Source organism: Acidaminobacter sp. JC074 (assembly GCF_022496765.1).
GTDB lineage: Bacteria > Bacillota > Clostridia > Peptostreptococcales > Acidaminobacteraceae > JABXKX01.
Genome location: NZ_VANV01000006.1, coordinates 81,472 through 98,168 on the forward strand (window position 1 = coordinate 81,472; position 16,697 = coordinate 98,168).

Genomic DNA, 16,697 nt, shown 5'->3' on the forward strand with positions numbered 1-16,697 from the left:
AAACAATATGCAATATTGATGCCAAAAATACTTTGCTTTTTTATAATTTTGATGCATTATAAATATAATAGGGGGGCACAAATGAACTACAAAATTGGACTCAATGATTTCTTAGACGACTTAAATGAAGGTATTATTTCAATCAATAAAGAGGGACTCATTCAGGTATACAACACCAAGGCAAAGGATATACTTGGTGCCTCTAGACACTGCCATTTAACACATGAAGCTGGTAAGTTAGAAAAAGGTGATATGGTCATCCTTGCCTTTACTTCTTTTGGTCAGGACACAGGTGGTATTGACCACAAGGACTTGAAGGTGCTTGGCATTGATATCATGGCTTTAGAAAAGGGCACGACACTTCTAGCTGTTGGCCAATATAAGACCGGTAAATCTGGGAAAATTAAGCTAAAAGGTCCAGACCATTCGATGGACTCTATTGCCATGGAGGATGTGTTTCTTGGAGAGAATTTTAAGACTAAAATAGACTATATCAATCGCTATGTAGAAATATCTATATATGATGAAAACTACAGGTACTACTACAACAATTATTTCAATCATATGGTTATCGTTAATCCTAAAAAAAGACGTGTTAAGTTTTATCAGATGGGCGGTTATACTCTTTGGAAAGAAGATCTTAAGGATTTGCTTAAGGGTGGTGCTTTTAAAGAAAAACATTTGGGTCTAAATGAAATGGACCTTGTAAATGCACACTTAAGTAAATTTCATCAAGAAGATGAGATTATCACTGACTTTCTTGCTTGTGCAAGAGGGGAACAAGATGGTTATAATGGTAAGTCTGGCACTATAAATGGCATCAATATCATCAGTACATTAAAGCCAATTCTTCGAGAAAATCAAGTTGTTGGTGCCATACTTTTGATGCATGATATCAGAAGATTACAAATGGCAGAAAATCAGAGAAATATTGCTTATAGGAAACTAAAAGAGGCAACCAATGCCTTAGAAGATGTAAAGAAATATCAGGTGTCTTTTCAAAATATAATTGGTTCTAGTCAAAAAATTATGGACATCAAGAAATTGGCTTATAAGGCCAGTCAGTTCAAGTCTACAGTTTTGATTCTTGGTGAAAGTGGTACAGGTAAATCAGTCCTTGCCAAAGCCATCCATCAAGCATCTAGCAGAAAGGCCATGCCTTTTATTGAAGTCAATCTTAACTCTATACCGAGTACCTTGATAGAAAGTGAACTCTTTGGCTATGAAAAAGGGGCATTTACAGGAGCAAGTGCTAGAGGTAAAAAAGGCTATTTCGAACTGGCACATGGCGGTACCATCTTTCTAGATGAGATTGGTGATCTGAAAAAGGAAATGCAGGTCAAACTCTTACATGTTATTCAAAACAGGACTTTCTACAAAGTCGGAGGTGACAAAGAGGTAAAAGTAGATGTTCGCATCATTGTAGCAACCAATAGAAAGCTTGAAAAAGATGTGAAACAGGGTTTGTTTAGGGAAGATTTGTATTATAGGATTAATGTATTTCCTATTAAACAACCACCTCTAAGAGAACGCATCGATGACATATATGAACTGGTCAACTACATACTACCTAAGGTCTGTTACAACATAGGTACTGATGATAAGGCTGTATCTGCAGAGGCTTATGAAAAAATGAAACTTTATCACTGGCCTGGTAATATTAGAGAACTTGAAAATGTACTTGAAAGGGCCATTACTCTTTGTGACGGTAAGACAATTCTAAGTGAACACATTCAAGTAAAAATCACCAATAAAAACATGTTTTCAGAAGAAGTACTTTTAAGGCCTTTAAAGGAGACTATGAAAGATGTGGAACTGGATGTTATCAATAAGGTTTTGATTCATACGGATGGCAACAAAAGAAAGACAATGGACATATTAGCTATTAAGAAGACCAAGCTATATGACAGTATAAAAGAAATCGAAAAACGCGAGATTCCGAAATAACGGAATCTTTTTTTTATGTTTAAATGCTTGGTTTGACTTAGTTTTTTATAAAATTTTCAGAATGTTTGAATTAATTCCATGATTATTCTGAAAATCTTCCGAAATTACGGAATATAGTATTTTCAAGCTTTATGTAATCTTAGCGAATAAAAATGTCCGAAAAAACGGAAAGTGTCAAAAACCTAAGTTCCAGTAATTAGTGAAAGGGTAGTGATTCTAATAATCCTTTGTGTTGGCATTGTCTTTGCTATATGGAGTCATGACAAGTCGCGTAAAATAATAAGGAGGAAGTATGAAACGAATTTTAATTTTGTTGTTAGTAGTGGTTATGGCTCTCACTTCATGTACAAGTGGTAATAATGCTACAGCTAATAACAATGGGCAAGTTGAGGCTACAGCAAGTGAAAATAATTCAAGTGCTACTGAAGCTGCAAGTACAGAAACAGAAAGCAGTTCAACTGATGAAGGATCAGGTGGTATTCAATACTCAGATGACCAAGTTTATAAAACCGTTTATTCAGGTGAAGTTAAAACATTAAACTATCTTGTGACTTCTTCAACTAATGAATTTGGTTTTGCAGCCAACTTTATAGATACATTGGTTGATTATGATAAGTACGGTAAGTTGATCCCAAGTTTGGCAACCGATTGGGAAGTATCGGATGACGGTTTAGTTTGGACCTTCCATATCAGAGAAGGTGTGAACTGGTATACATATGATGGGCAAGTTTATGCTGAAACAGTCGCACAGGATTTTGTAGATGCCATAGAGTATACATTTAATCCTGATAATGCATCAAAAACTGCAAATATTGCCTACAAGGCACTTATGAACGGTGAAGCTTACTACAATGGTGAAATTACAGATTTCAGTCAAGTAGGTGTAAAAGCGGTAGATAAGTATACACTTGAGTATACTTTGGCAGAACCACTACCTTACTTTGAATCTATGTTGACATATGTATCATTTTTCCCTGTAAATGGTGACTTCCTTAAGGAACAAGGAGAAATGTTTGGTACTTCAAGAGAATCATTGCTTTACAATGGTGCTTATATCATGACTTCTTTTGAGCCACAAAATAGAAGAGTTTTATCTGCAAATCAAAACTATTGGGACAAGGCAAATGTCTATATAGAAGAAATCAATTATAAGTACAACAAAGAAGCTGCTACTGTAGCTCAAGAGTTGTTCTTGAGAAACGAAGTGTCTCATGTTGAAGTTGGTTCAGATTCAATAGATGCTTGGATGATGGATCCTAACTTAAGTAAGATGATTAGACCTGCAACAGCAAGTTACTATACTTATTTCTATGCATTAAACTTTGATCCTCAATATGATGAGGCATATGAACCTGAAAACTGGAAAGTAGCAGTAAACAACTTAAACTTTAGAAAAGCTTTCTATTATGGTTTTGATAGAATGGCAGCGCTTACAGTTGATGAACCTTTTAATCCGCAAAACAAGGTAGGCAATACAATTACACCTGCTGGCTTTGTAAACATCAAGGGTCAAGATTTTGTTGATTTAGGACACTTACATGACCATGCCTTAGATCAAAAGTTTGATGACGGCATGGCAAAGGATTATATGAGTAAAGCTGTTGCAGAATTAGGTGATACAGTAGAATGGCCTGTAAAGGTCGTTATGCCTTACAATACAGGTGGTTCAAATAATGCTATGAAGGCACAAGTTATTGAGCAACAACTAGAAAACTTATTTGGTAGTGATGTAATTGATGTATTTATCGTACCATATCCACCATCAGGCTACTTATCAAATACAAGACGTGCTGGTAAATACTCGTTTATGGAAGTAAACTGGGGACCTGACTATGCAGATCCACATACTTATACAGATATGTTTATTGACAGTAACTACAACTTCCCAGAAATGACAGTAGAAGTTGATGCAGACGGTAACAATAAATATCAAGTTTATGAGAATATGGTTGAAATGGCTTCGCAAGAAAAAGTTGATCTTGAAAAGCGTTATGAAATGTATGCTGATGCTGAAGCTTATCTTCTTGACAATGCATGGGTAATCCCATACAGAAAGGGTGGCGGTGGCTATGTTGCATCACTTTTAAATCCATATGAAGCACCGTTCTCACCATTTGGTGTTGCAAGTGAAAGATGGAAAGGTATGCACATTTTATCACAGCCAATGAGCACAGAGCAGTTTAAAGCTGAAAAGGCTGCATGGGAAGCGGCAAGAGAAGAAGCACTTAAATAATCTATAAGCCAGGTTTATTCCTGGCTTAATTCTAGACATTATAAGGGATGACATTAACACATTATTTTGAAACATCGAGGGGGGCATATCTGTATGCTTAAGTATTTCGTAAAAAGATTCCTTAGGTCTGTGTTGACATTATTCATTGTTATAACCGTGGTATTTCTCTTAATGAGATTGATGCCGGAAGAAGGTTACTTCGGAGAAATGGGCACAGATAAATTGGACGAAGCACAACAAGAGGCAATATTAAAAAGTATGGGACTGAGAGATCCTATGCACATTCAGCTAAAGAACTTTTATGCAGATTTACTAAGAGGAGACTTTGGCGAATCACTTATTTTTAGACCCAATGTACCAATTGCTGAAATCATAAAACAAAAAATTCCTTACTCATTATGGTTTGGATTATTTGCTTTAGGTTTGTCTTTAGTGGTTGGTATAAGCATGGGCATTGGTATGGCAAGACATAAAGGAAAGTTCTTTGATAAATTGGGAACATCCTATGTTGTCTTTATATCTGCTGTACCAGCCATAATCTATTATTTATTTATCCAAATATATGTTACAGGGGTGCTTAAACTACCACTTCTATTTGAAGTAGAAGATCCGAAAAGTTGGATTATACCTGGTGTTGCCATGTCTTTGGGATCTATTTCTGGTTATGCCATGTGGATGAGACGTTACATGGTAGATGAACTCAATAAAGATTATATTAAATTAGCAACTGCTAAAGGTTTATCCAAAAAACGAATCATGTACTTACATGTAATGAGAAATGCACTGGTACCAATGGTTCAGTATTTGCCGTCATCAATACTCTTTACAATAGCAGGTTCTATTTACGTAGAATCACTCTTCTCTATTCCTGGTATGGGCGGTCTACTGGTTTCTGCTATTCAGTTACAAGATAATACCCTTGTACAGGCTCTTGTATTAATATTTTCATCAATAGGTATTATTGGATTGTTCCTAGGCGATGTGCTTATGGCAATATTTGATCCAAGAATTAAGCTGCAAAAAGCAGGAGGTGGACGCTAATGGGTTTAAGCAGTATTGAAAAAGTCATTGAAATAGAAGCGACAGCAGAAATAGAGGATTCGAAGTTTGAGTTTGCTGAGTACAATGAAGAAGAAGCTGAAAAAACAGGATACTCAAACTATTCTTATTGGCATTCAACTTGGAAGTCTTTTCTTAAAAATAAAACAGCAGTAGTTCTAATGATATTGGTTGTAGGCCTTTTAACATTTACCCTAATTCAGCCATACTTACCAAACCAGTATGACCCAACAGTTGTCAATACAAGTGAAACAACTGGTAGACAGTTAAGAAATATGCCGCCAAGAGTTGCTTTTTTAGAGAGTATTGGTGCCATTGATCTTGATAAAACAGGTTTCAATCCCTATAAGTTGAATCAAGTTGAGGACAAGTATTTCTGGTTCGGAACCAATGCCATTGGACAAGATTTATGGTCAAGAATATGGTCTGGTACAAGAACATCGCTTTTCATCGGTCTTATAGTTGGTTTGTCTGAACTTGTCATAGGTATACTGATAGGTTCGCTTTGGGGGTATGTTAGAAAATTAGATGGTTTGATTACTGAAGTCTATAATGTAATCAACAACATTCCTAGAACCATTATCTTGCTATTATTTGCCTATATTATGAAGCCTGGTTTATTTACAATCATATTTGCCATGGCTATTACAAGATGGACCCAGATGGCAAGATTCGTAAGAAACTTAATCATTATCATTCGAGATAGAGAATATAATCTGGCATCTAGATGTTTGGGAACACCAACTTCTAGAATCATAAAGAAAAACTTGTTACCTTACTTGGTATCAGTCATCATGTTGAGATTGGCTTTAGCCATTCCGCTTGCTATTGGCTCAGAAGTTTTCTTAACTTATATCGGTATAGGTTTACCTGTAGACATTCCTTCTTTGGGTAACTTGATCAATGAAGGTAGAGTATTCATTATGGTGCCAGCTTTAAGATATCAACTTTTATTCCCAGCAGCTGTTTTATCAGTGATTACAATATCATTCTATGTTATCGGCAACGCATTTGCTGATGCAGCAGATCCGAAGAACCATATTTAGGAGGGACAATGAATCAAATAAATTATACTCAAGATAATATCGTCCTTTCAGCTAAGGATGTGGTTATAAAGTTTGAACTAAGAGGTAAAGTCTTAACGGCTATTCGTAAAATCTCTCTGGATTTATACAAGGGTGAGAGTTTAGCCATCGTTGGAGAATCTGGATCAGGAAAATCTGTTTTTACCAAGTCGTTTATGGGGCTTCTTGACGCCAATGGTTGGATTGACAATGGTCAAATCTTTTTTGATGGTGAGGATATCTCTAAATACAAAAAAGAAAAGGATTGGCTCGGGATCAGAGGCTCTAAAATTGCCATGGTATTTCAAGATCCAATGACTTCTTTAAATCCATTAAAAACCATAGGTAAACAGGTTCAAGAAGCCATAGAACTTCATCAAGGTTTAAAAGGTGAAGAAGCCAAGAAGAAAACATTAGAGTACTTAGAAGATGTAGGTATTCCAATGCCTGAGAAGAGATACAAACAATATCCGCATGAGTTCTCAGGTGGTATGAGACAGCGTGTGGTTATTGCCATTGCAGTTGCATGCAATCCAAATGTTTTGATTTGTGATGAGCCAACAACGGCATTAGATGTGACCATTCAAGCACAAATTTTACAACTTTTAAAAAATATGCAGGTTAAGTACAAGCTGACCATTATTTATATTACCCATGATTTAGGTGTTGTTGCCAATGTAGCTGATAGGATTGCAGTTATGTATGCAGGGGACATTGTTGAAATTGGAAAATCACATGAGGTGTTTTATAATTCTCAACATCCATATACCTGGGCACTCTTATCTTCTTTGCCTCAGTTAGGTGTAAAAGGAGAAGACTTATTTGCCATTAAAGGGACACCACCAAGCTTGTTTAAAGAAATAGTAGGAGATGCTTTTGCACCTAGAAATCCAAAAGCACTTAAAATTGACTTTGAAGAACGACCACCTTACTTTGAGCTTTCAGAAACACATAAAGCAAGAACTTGGCTGTTACATCCAAAAGCACCTAAAGTAGAAAGACCTGAGGCACTTCAAAATCTTAGAAAAAATATGGAGGGCTATCGTTATGAGTAGAGAAGTTTTACTTGAAGTAAAGAATCTATCTGTAGACTTTGGTAAAGGTAAAAAAACTTTTAGAGCGGTTGATAATGTAAGCTTTAATATATATAAGGGTGAGACATTTGGTTTAGTTGGCGAATCCGGGTCAGGAAAAACGACCATAGGAAGAGCCATTGTAAGAATCAATGAAGCCAGCGAAGGTGAGATTATTTTTGATGGCAACAAGATCAATGGTAAATTAAGCAAGGATCAAGACCGTGATGTGACATCTAGAGTTCAAATGATCTTTCAAGATCCCATGGCATCCTTAAATGAACGTGCCAAAGTAGATTATATTGTTTCGGAAGGACTTTATAATCTGAAGAAGTTTAAAACTGAAGAGGAAAGAAAAAAGAAAGTAGAAACAGCACTTCTTGATGTTGGTTTACTACCAGAGTTTGCCTCACGCTTTCCTCATGAGTTTTCAGGTGGTCAAAGACAGAGAATCGGCATCGCGAGAACACTTGTGATGGAACCGGAGTTAATTATTGCAGATGAACCCATCTCTGCACTCGATGTTTCTATACGTGCTCAGGTTTTGAATATACTTTCTCAACTGAAAAGAGAAAAAGAACTGACTTATATGTTTGTGGCTCATGACTTATCAGTCGTGAGGTTTATAACTGATAGGATTGCTGTCATTCATAAGGGCAAAATTGTGGAAATGGCAGAATCAGAAGAGTTATTCAGTAATCCTCTGCATCCATATACCAGAGCTTTATTATCGGCGATTCCACTTCCTGATCCTATAGCAGAAAGAAACAAGGTATTAGAAGTATATGATCCATCATGTCATCATTATGAAACAGACAAGCCTAAGTGGTTTGAAATTAAGAAAGATCATTTTATTTTAGGAAATAACCAAGAAATCGCCTTATATAAGACACAATTGAAAGAAGGTTAATATGATGTATCATTTTACAAAAGACGACTTTGCAGACAACCAGCTAGACGATGTGACTTTGTGTGATGATGGCATTACTTCTTCAAATGGGGTGATGACTTCTAAGATTATTGAGGCTCAAGCTTTTAACAGATTGCTAGCGTCATGGAACACTTTTACAGAGGGATTTGTTGAAGTGGAAATAAGAGTTTTAAGTCATACGTGGTCTAATTGGTTGACTTATGGCAAATGGTCGGATCAAGGCAGAAATGAAGGCAGTGTATCCAATCAAAATGATGGTGACTTTAGGATTTCAATTGATGAAGTTATTTCCAGTGACATGTGTGAGGCATTTCAATACAGGATTTGGTTTAGTGATGGTCCATCGACTTTAAATAAGTTGTCTGTATCAACGACAAATCAACCTCAAGTTTCCTTACAGCCAGTTGTCAGTATGGATATTGAAGTGCCTAAGATTTCCCAAATGACCATACCTGAAATTGGTAACATCATATGTTCTCCAGCTTCTCTTGCCATGGTAATGAACTATTATGGAGCAGAAGTAGATGTTATTGATACATCTCAAGGAAGTTTTGACAATGGGGCAAGCATTTATGGCAACTGGGCCTACAATGTGGCTTATGCTGGTGAAAGAGGATTCGATGCATTTGTGGAATACTGTTATGATACTCAAACATTGGTAAAGTACATTCAACAAGGTATGCCTATAGTGGCATCCATAAAAACAAGAGAGAAAGAAGAATTAGCAGGAGCACCACAAGCTTATCCAGCAGGACATCTAGTTGTTATACGGGGGTTTGAAAAAGCAGATGACAACTACATATTGGTAAATGATCCTGCTTCTAAAACAGAAGAAAGTGTTTTTAGAAAGTATAAGTTAAATGAGTTTTTAAAATCATGGAATAATGTGATATATGTGGTGAAACCTCAAAAGGTGGCCTTATGAGATATAATATTGATATGCATTTTGACTTGGGTGGCATTGTTTTAAACAGAAGGCGAGATGGCCAAACAAGAGTATTAGAGTCCTTTTATGATTCCTTTAAAAAAGGTGAGTTCAAGTTGATTGTTGCTGCCATATTTATTGAAACAATAATGGCGGATGTTTCTTTAAGAGAAGCGCTTTTACAGATTCAAGCTTTGAAAGATGATATAAAAGAATCTGATCATTTCAAATTGGTTTCTAAGAGTGAAGATTTGAAGGATGATAAAATCGGTATATTACTTTCTTTAGAAGGTGCAGAGCCTATACTGAGAGAAAAATCTTTACTTAAGATATTTTATGATTTAGATGTAAGAGGGCTGGGGCTTGTTTGGAGTCGAAGAAATTTTGTTGCTGATGGTTCCTATTTTAGATCGCCTGAAGAAGGTATTCTGGGTGGTTTAACACCATTTGGTATAGAAGTTGTAAGAGAAGCAGAAAGAATTGGCTATTTTATTGATGTGAGTCATTTGAATGATACTGGTTTTGAAGATGTTTTAAAGTACACAGACAATGCCTTTATTGCAAGCCACTCAAATACAAGAATGGTTAATGAGATGCCTAGAAATTTAAGTGATGATCAAATAAAGGCAATTGGACTTAGAGGCGGCATCATCGGCATCAACGCCTATACTTCAGTTGTACAACTGAATCAAGAAAAGCAGTCTGTTCAAACTTTATGTGATCATATAGAGCATATTATTAATGTTGCTGGTGATCATGTACCTTGTATTGGTTTTGACTTATGTACACCTTATTATGACAATGGTAAAATGCTTGATGTTATAGATGGTCATCATGATTTACATAAAATTGAGCTTGAACTAAAAAAAAGGGATTTCTCTCAAGAGACCATTAATAAGGTTTTTGGCAAGAATGCATATAACTATTTAAGTAAAGTACTGTAATTATGGGAGCATGAAATGAAAAAGGTATTGATGATATTAATGTTTGTACTACTCTTTTCTTGTGAAGAAAGTCAAGTAAATAACCAGGCTGTTCAAAATGAAGTTCTTCCTGCTGAAGAAGTGGTAGAAGCAGTTGAAGAAACACCATCTGAAGACGTTGACTTAGAAGAGGAAACAAAGGATGTTGAAATGCTCTCTGATAATCCTCTTGAGCTAGAATCAGACTTCTTTGGTACTTATATAATTGATGGTGAAGATCTTACAGGAGATTTTGAACATCTGATTAAGGAAAATGATTCTGTTATGTTAGAAGACAGTCAGATTGAAGGTACTTTTGTATCACCTGTGTTTAAAGCACATGATTTTATAGAAGGTGTTGTATCTTGGAATGTAAATACAAATCTTGATAACTATGTTGAAGTGTTTATTAAAGTTGGAACTGAACATGGCTTTTCTGATTGGATGTCTTACGGCAAGTGGTCTACAGACGGGAGAAACAAAGGCCGAGTGAGTGGACAATCAGATGATTATTCTCAAATGGTAATTGATACGGTTAAACTGTCACAATGGTTTCCTGGAAAGCAATTTCAGCTAAAGGTTGTTATGTCTAGAAAAGATGCATCAGTTGATTCCCCTAAATTAAATCAATTGACCTTCACCACTCAAACCTTAGAAAAAATCAAAGCTCAAATTGAACCTAAGGATTTTGAAATAGATGTACCCGAACTCAGTCAAATGGGCGTTGAAAAAATCGGATCTAGAATATGTAGTCCTACATCTTTGACCATGCTTTTAAATTACTATGGTATTGAGTTAACGCCTGAGATAACTGCCAATGCAGTTTATGACAATGGAGCAGACATTTATGGCAATTGGTCTTACAATATGGCCTTTGCATCTGAACAAGGTTTAAGTGCTCATGTTCAAAGATGCAACAACTTTAAAGAAGTTATGGATATTGTTGAATCTAAAATACCAGTGGCCATATCCATCGAATCAGATTTTCAGATTGAAAATTCACCTATGGCTTATCCGGCAGGCCACTTGTTGGTGGTTAGGGGTTTTACAAAAGATAATTTTGTCATAGTAAACGATCCTGCATCTCCAGTAGGAGAGGAAGTAAGAAGGATGTATCCTTTAAGCCAACTGAAGAATGCTTGGACTGGCTATATATATTATTTAACAAATGAATAAATCGTCTAAGACTTGTCATAAAATTTAACTCCTTTTAGAAGCTTCTAAAAGGAGTTAATTATTTTGCTTATTTCATGTTTAATACCAACATGACTTGACTTAAAATACCTGATTTGATGCAGTTTTCATCTACATCAAAATCATTTTGATGTAAGGAATCAGAACGATGATTGCTACAGCCTAAATGATAAAAGGCACCAGGCACTCTATTGGAGAAGTAAGAAAAATCTTCCACACCTAAACTTGGTTTGTCTTTATAGACAATATCAAAGTCCTTTTCTAAGGTGTCTTCTATATAATCCACAAGGTCATTGTTATTAACAAGTGGCTCGTAGCCATCGAGGATAGTCACCCTGCAATCAGCACCATGTGCTTTAGCGATGTGTTCAGTAATCTCTTGAATACGTTTAATGGAAAAAGCCCTAGATTCCTTGGAAAGCGTTCTTAAAGTACCTGATAAAGTGACTTCATCACAAATGATATTTGACTTAGAACCACCATGAATGGTACCAAAGGATAGGACTGTCGAATCCAGTGGTGATGTGTTTCTACTCACAATTGTTTGTAAACTTGTGAGTAAGTTTGCAGAAACCATGATACTATCCACACCCTTTTCAGGGTAAGCACCATGTCCTGTCTTACCAATTAGTTTAATCTCCACACCATTACTAGAAGCATTCAGTTGACCATGTTTGACTTCAATTTGCCCAACTTCTAAATATGGCATTACATGAAGACCAAAGACATAATCAACACCCTCTAGTGCACCATCTTCAATCATTGGTAAAGCGCCGCCAGTGGTTTCTTCTGCAGGTTGGAAAAAGAGTTTGACGCTATTTTCTAGTTCATCTTCCATTTCTTTAAGTATTTTAGCTGTTCCCAGTAAGATAGTAGTATGGACATCATGTCCACATGCATGCATAACCCCTTGATGTTTTGATTTATAATCGACTTGGTTTATTTCTTGAATAGGCAGTGCATCAATATCAGCTCGAATGCCGATGCATGGTTTTTTAGAACCTATAGATGCTATGACGCCGGTTTTAGCACAAGGCTTGCAATCGATGTTTAAGTCATTGAGAAAGCTCATGATATAGGCCTGAGTCTTAAACTCTTCATTACTAAGTTCTGGATGCATATGCAGGTGTCTTCTTACAGTTACCATTTGGTCAAATATCTGGTTGATTCTCTCTTTTACATTCATTTTATTAATCCGTTCTCTACATAGATTATCTGTTTATTTTTTATGTATACTCTGGGTACACGTGGTGTGAATCGTGATACAACTTCGTTCTTGTTTGTTTCAGCCATAGCTGCGATATCAGAGACTGTCATGTTTTCATTGATGATATCAACTTCATCATCAAGGGTCACATCTTTATCTACATGAGCCATACATTGGTCCATACATATGACGCCAATGATAGGGTAGAACTTGCCTTTGATTTGAACTTGTCCTTTGCCGTACATATTTCTAGGATAGCCATCAGAATAGCCAAAAGGTAGGGTAGCGATGATGCTGTCTTCTCCCGCGATCCACCTGTTGCCATAAGAAATGGTCTCTCCTTTTTTGATGGTCTTTATATGAGAGGGCTTGGTATGAAAACTCAAAATAGGTTTGATATCTAAAACACCTTTTTCTTCTGATTCAAGGCCATAAAGTAAGGCGCCAACCCTGACCATATCTAAATGAAAATCTGGATGAAGGACCATACTGATGCTGTCACAAACATGTTTGATTGGAATCTTTACCCCCATCTTTTCGACTTCATTCATTAAGTCCATAAATTTGTTAAACTGTTTTAAATCAGAGGCCCTGTTTTCAAGAGATAAATGTGTAAAGGCACCTTCTATTATAATCTTGTCTAAATCAGCTATTTTCTTGATTGTAGAAGCAGTATCTTCAGTGATCTGCATGCCAAGCCTGTTAAAGCCTGTTTCTATTTTTACATGAACCTTTACAGGTTGTTCTGCTAGATCGTTTAAAAGTTTTGCCTGGTCATAGGTAAAGACGGTTTGAGTAATCTTTTTATCAATGACTTGATTTAAATACTTATCAGGTGTATGGCCCATGATGATCACATTGTAATCATCGTTTTCATTTTTTAGTTCCATCGCCTCAAGGAGGGTGGCCACTAAAAAAGTGGTGATGCCCATATCGTATAAGGCCTTGGCCATATACTTAGAACCATGACCATAGGCATTTGATTTAAGAACAGCACCCACTCTTGTTCCTTTACAGTAATCCCTGATAGACGTGATGTTATTTTCTAAGTGGTCTATGTTTATCTTTATGTGTGTATCTCTTAACATAAGACCTCCTTGTAATGATTGTATATCATAAGGCCAATCTTACCTAATTTTTCTTTGGTTTCAAGATTGTTCTTTTGTCTACTAGTTAGGATGGTCACGTAGATCGGCTGACCTTGTATGTCTATGATACAGGCATCATGTACATGACCTGTGATTTCACCAGACTTTGAATAAACTGGAACCATAATAGGATCGACATCACCTATGTAAAGACCGCAGGTGCAGGTATTGTCTGAGATGATCTTTTTACATCTGGCACAGGTCAACAGCTTTGCACCAATGTTTTTGTATTGCTGTTTTTTCATGATTTCTTTGCCATAGTCAGATAAGTCTTTACTGATGCCTATACCTTCGTAAATGTGATGCAAAATGATGTTTAAATCACTTGCTGAAGAGGCGTTAAAGACTCCAGGAATCATGTGATAGAGTTTTCTTCTTACAAAGGTTTCTTTTAAACCTAAAGACTCAACGATACTTTGTATATAGTCGATAGACAAGACATCCAACATGACATTGGTTGCTGTGTTGTCACTATAGGCAATCATCAGTGTTAAAAGGTCATCAAGAGTATACTTTCTAGCAGATAAATACTGAATAACCCCAGCACCAGGAACAATTTCTTTAGCTTTTATCTCTATGGTGTCGTCTTTATGAATCTTTTTAGTCTCCATAGCGACAAGACCTGCATAGAGGATATAGAGTTTGATGGTCGATGCAGGATTGAATGACTCGTGTTCATTGATGGCTATGTAGTCAGGTCCATCAATGACTATGGCATAGTCCTGGTCCAGCTCTCTTTCGATTTTCTCAATTAGCTTCATACAGTTGCCCCTTCTTCAAATGTTAGTTTTGTCATCTTGGTATCTAGAGTGGCCATAACATTAAAAGGTATCGTTGGTTGAGGGAAGTTATGGCCAGCTCTTAGATTGATAATGGTTGGTTTCTTGTAGGGAATGATAATTTCCTCAATGACTTGATCAAACCTTAAGTCTTCTTTATCCTTATCTGATACACAGCCTGTAAAGGTGCCGAGTATGACACCAACACAGTCTCTGAACTTACCTGCAAGATTCAGACTTGTTAACATCCTGTCTATGACGTAAATGGGTTCATTGATTTCCTCAATAAAGAGGATCTTTCCCCTTGTATCTATTTCGTAGGGAGAGCCTAGGGTAGAAGCCAAGAGCGAAAGATTACCGCCAACGATTTTTCCTTGACACTTGCCTTCTACCAGGACCTTAATTTGTTCGTCTTGGGGATTTTCTATACATAAAGGCTTATCATCTAAAAGAACCTTTTTCATATGGTCTAGTGTATAGTCATCTTCAAGTTTAGATGATGCCATTGGACCGTGAAAGGTTACAAGTCCTATATTGTTAAATGCCACATGAAGGGCAGTAATATCTGAATAACCGATAAAGGGTTTGAAGTTGCTTTTTATCAAATCCATATCCAGTTTTTCTAGAAGTCTTGGTGTGCCGTAACCACCTTTTAAACAGATGATGCCTTTGTATGCTTGATTTTCAAATGCTTCATGAAGATCTCTTAATCTCTCGTCATCGCTTCCGGCAAAGTGACCGTGGCTTAAAAAGCATGTGGGAAGAAGCTCTGCTTCAAAGCCAAGTGCTTGTATATTAGCCTTGATACGGTCATAATCATCATGTGCATAAGGTGAAGCTGGTGCAATGACGGCCAGTTTGTCACCCACTTTAAGTTTATTAGGTTTCATTATTCCTCCAAATGACTTGGTATACATTCGTTTCTGATTAAATCTGAGAAAGTTTGCTTCTTGACCAGGACATAATCCTTACCCTCACAGGCTAGGACAACACCTGGAATAGGTTGCTTGTTGTAGTTGCAAGCCATAGAGTAAGTATAAGCGCCCGTTGAATAAACGGCCAAGATATCACCAGACTGAGCCTTTGGCAAATAAATGTCTCTAATGAGCAGATCAGATGATTCGCAGAACTTGCCTGAAACAGTCACAAGGTCTGTTTTGTCCTCATCCAATCTGTTACATATATCTGCATGGTACTTAGCTTGATAAAGAGACGGTCTGATATTGTCACTCATGCCTCCGTCAATGCTGATGTATTTTTTATCACCATTGGTTTTTATGGCACCTACTGTGTATAAGGTAATGCCGGCTTCACCAATGATCCAACGACCTGGTTCAATGATGATCATAGGCCTTTCTAGATCATTTTCTTGACAGTAGTCTTCTATAATCTTCATGGAAGGCTCTAAGAAATAAGCAAGTGGTTTTACTTGGTCATCATCTGTGTAGTGAATACCGAAGCCGCCACCTATATTCATATCTTCAACTGTAATATTTTGATCCTTTAGATCCTTTATTAAGTGAAGTGTCTTAGAAATTGCATTTAAATGACTCTTATTGTCATGAAGCTGGGAACCTACATGGAAATGTATGCCCTTGAAGTTGACATAGTCAGAATCTACAGCTCTCTTTATAATTGAGAAAATCGTTTCAGGTAGTAAGTTGATGCCGAATTTAGAGGATTTATGTCCAGTAGAAATATATTCGTGTGTATCTGTATCGGCTTCAGGGACAATTCTAAACAAGATATCCATGACCTTGTTCTTTTCTTTACAGATCTTTTCTAAAAGGTCCAGCTCGTAGGCATTGTCCACAATGATTCTTCCAATTTCATGGTTTACAGCAAGTTCAAGTTCGTCAATGGTTTTGTTGTTGCCATTAAATTCAACCATAGCCATCGGAAAGCCTGCTTGAATGGCTGTATAAAGTTCACCACCAGAAACCACATCAAGTCCTAAACCTTCTTTTTCAATAATTTTGCACATGGCAGTTGTTAAGAAAGCCTTTGAAGCATAAACGGCCTTGGTATTGTCGTATTTTTTTAGAAAATCATCTTGGATGATTCTACACCTTTCTCTTATCTTCGTTTCTGATAAGACATAAAGTGGTGTGCCGTATTTTTTAGCCAGTTCTAATGTGTCACATTTATCCCATAATAAGTTCATTGTCATTCTCC

Annotated in this window: 14 protein-coding genes; 9 read left to right on the forward strand and 5 right to left on the reverse strand. The window is 36.6% G+C overall.

The features are described from left to right. Positions 1-81: 81 nt before the first annotated feature. The 9 genes from EZV73_RS07760 (at position 82) to EZV73_RS07800 (ending at position 11,370) form a co-directional block, all read left to right on the forward strand. Complete coding sequence (locus tag EZV73_RS07760; RefSeq protein ID WP_240839688.1) at positions 82-1,947, forward strand: sigma-54-dependent Fis family transcriptional regulator; 1,866 nt, start codon at positions 82-84, stop codon at positions 1,945-1,947. Between the two features lie 292 nt (positions 1,948-2,239). Further along, complete coding sequence (locus EZV73_RS07765) at positions 2,240-4,180, forward strand: peptide ABC transporter substrate-binding protein (protein WP_240839689.1); 1,941 nt, start codon at positions 2,240-2,242, stop codon at positions 4,178-4,180. A 93-nt stretch (positions 4,181-4,273) separates the two neighbouring features. Next, positions 4,274-5,221: an ABC transporter permease gene (locus EZV73_RS07770; protein WP_240839690.1), complete on the forward strand. Its 948-nt coding sequence runs from the start codon at positions 4,274-4,276 to the stop codon at positions 5,219-5,221. Then, a complete protein-coding gene (locus EZV73_RS07775; RefSeq protein ID WP_240839691.1) occupies positions 5,221-6,285 on the forward strand; it encodes an ABC transporter permease in 1,065 nt (354 codons plus the stop codon). The genes EZV73_RS07770 and EZV73_RS07775 overlap by 1 nt, the downstream gene beginning before the upstream one ends. Before the next feature lie 8 nt (positions 6,286-6,293). Continuing rightward, entirely contained in the window at positions 6,294-7,358 is a 1,065-nt protein-coding gene (locus EZV73_RS07780; protein ID WP_240839692.1) for an ABC transporter ATP-binding protein, read from the forward strand. After that, on the forward strand, positions 7,351-8,286 hold the full coding sequence (locus EZV73_RS07785) for an ATP-binding cassette domain-containing protein (RefSeq protein ID WP_240839693.1): 936 nt from the start codon (positions 7,351-7,353) through the stop codon (positions 8,284-8,286). Before EZV73_RS07780 ends, EZV73_RS07785 begins: the two co-directional genes overlap by 8 nt. A 1-nt stretch (position 8,287) precedes the next feature. Continuing rightward, positions 8,288-9,232, forward strand: a complete 945-nt coding sequence (locus EZV73_RS07790; protein WP_240839694.1) for a C39 family peptidase — start codon at positions 8,288-8,290, stop codon at positions 9,230-9,232. After that, the gene (locus EZV73_RS07795) at positions 9,229-10,176 is read left to right on the forward strand and encodes a dipeptidase (protein WP_240839695.1); all 948 of its coding nucleotides are present in this window, start codon (positions 9,229-9,231) and stop codon (positions 10,174-10,176) included. Before EZV73_RS07790 ends, EZV73_RS07795 begins: the two co-directional genes overlap by 4 nt. A 15-nt stretch (positions 10,177-10,191) precedes the next feature. Continuing rightward, entirely contained in the window at positions 10,192-11,370 is a 1,179-nt protein-coding gene (locus EZV73_RS07800; RefSeq protein WP_240839696.1) for a C39 family peptidase, read from the forward strand. Positions 11,371-11,437: 67 nt separating this feature from the next. On the opposite strand, the gene EZV73_RS07805 is transcribed toward EZV73_RS07800, so the two are convergent. Genes EZV73_RS07805 through lysA form a run of 5 tightly spaced genes read right to left on the reverse strand, consistent with a single transcriptional unit; the run spans position 11,438 to position 16,686 of the window. After that, positions 11,438-12,574: a M20 family metallopeptidase gene (locus EZV73_RS07805; RefSeq protein ID WP_240839697.1), complete on the reverse strand. Its 1,137-nt coding sequence runs from the start codon at positions 12,572-12,574 to the stop codon at positions 11,438-11,440. Beyond that, positions 12,571-13,683 carry an alanine racemase gene (gene alr, locus EZV73_RS07810; RefSeq protein WP_240839698.1) on the reverse strand — a complete coding sequence of 371 codons (1,113 nt, stop codon included), beginning with the start codon at positions 13,681-13,683 and terminating at the stop codon, positions 12,571-12,573. The genes EZV73_RS07805 and alr overlap by 4 nt, the downstream gene beginning before the upstream one ends. Next, complete coding sequence (locus EZV73_RS07815; RefSeq protein WP_240839699.1) at positions 13,677-14,504, reverse strand: serine hydrolase; 828 nt, start codon at positions 14,502-14,504, stop codon at positions 13,677-13,679. The genes alr and EZV73_RS07815 overlap by 7 nt, the downstream gene beginning before the upstream one ends. Further along, the gene (locus EZV73_RS07820; protein WP_240839700.1) at positions 14,501-15,412 is read right to left on the reverse strand and encodes an LD-carboxypeptidase; all 912 of its coding nucleotides are present in this window, start codon (positions 15,410-15,412) and stop codon (positions 14,501-14,503) included. The genes EZV73_RS07815 and EZV73_RS07820 overlap by 4 nt, the downstream gene beginning before the upstream one ends. Next, positions 15,412-16,686, reverse strand: coding sequence for a diaminopimelate decarboxylase (gene lysA / locus EZV73_RS07825; RefSeq protein ID WP_240839701.1), 1,275 nt, complete (start codon positions 16,684-16,686; stop codon positions 15,412-15,414). Before lysA ends, EZV73_RS07820 begins: the two co-directional genes overlap by 1 nt. Positions 16,687-16,697 lie beyond the last annotated feature (11 nt).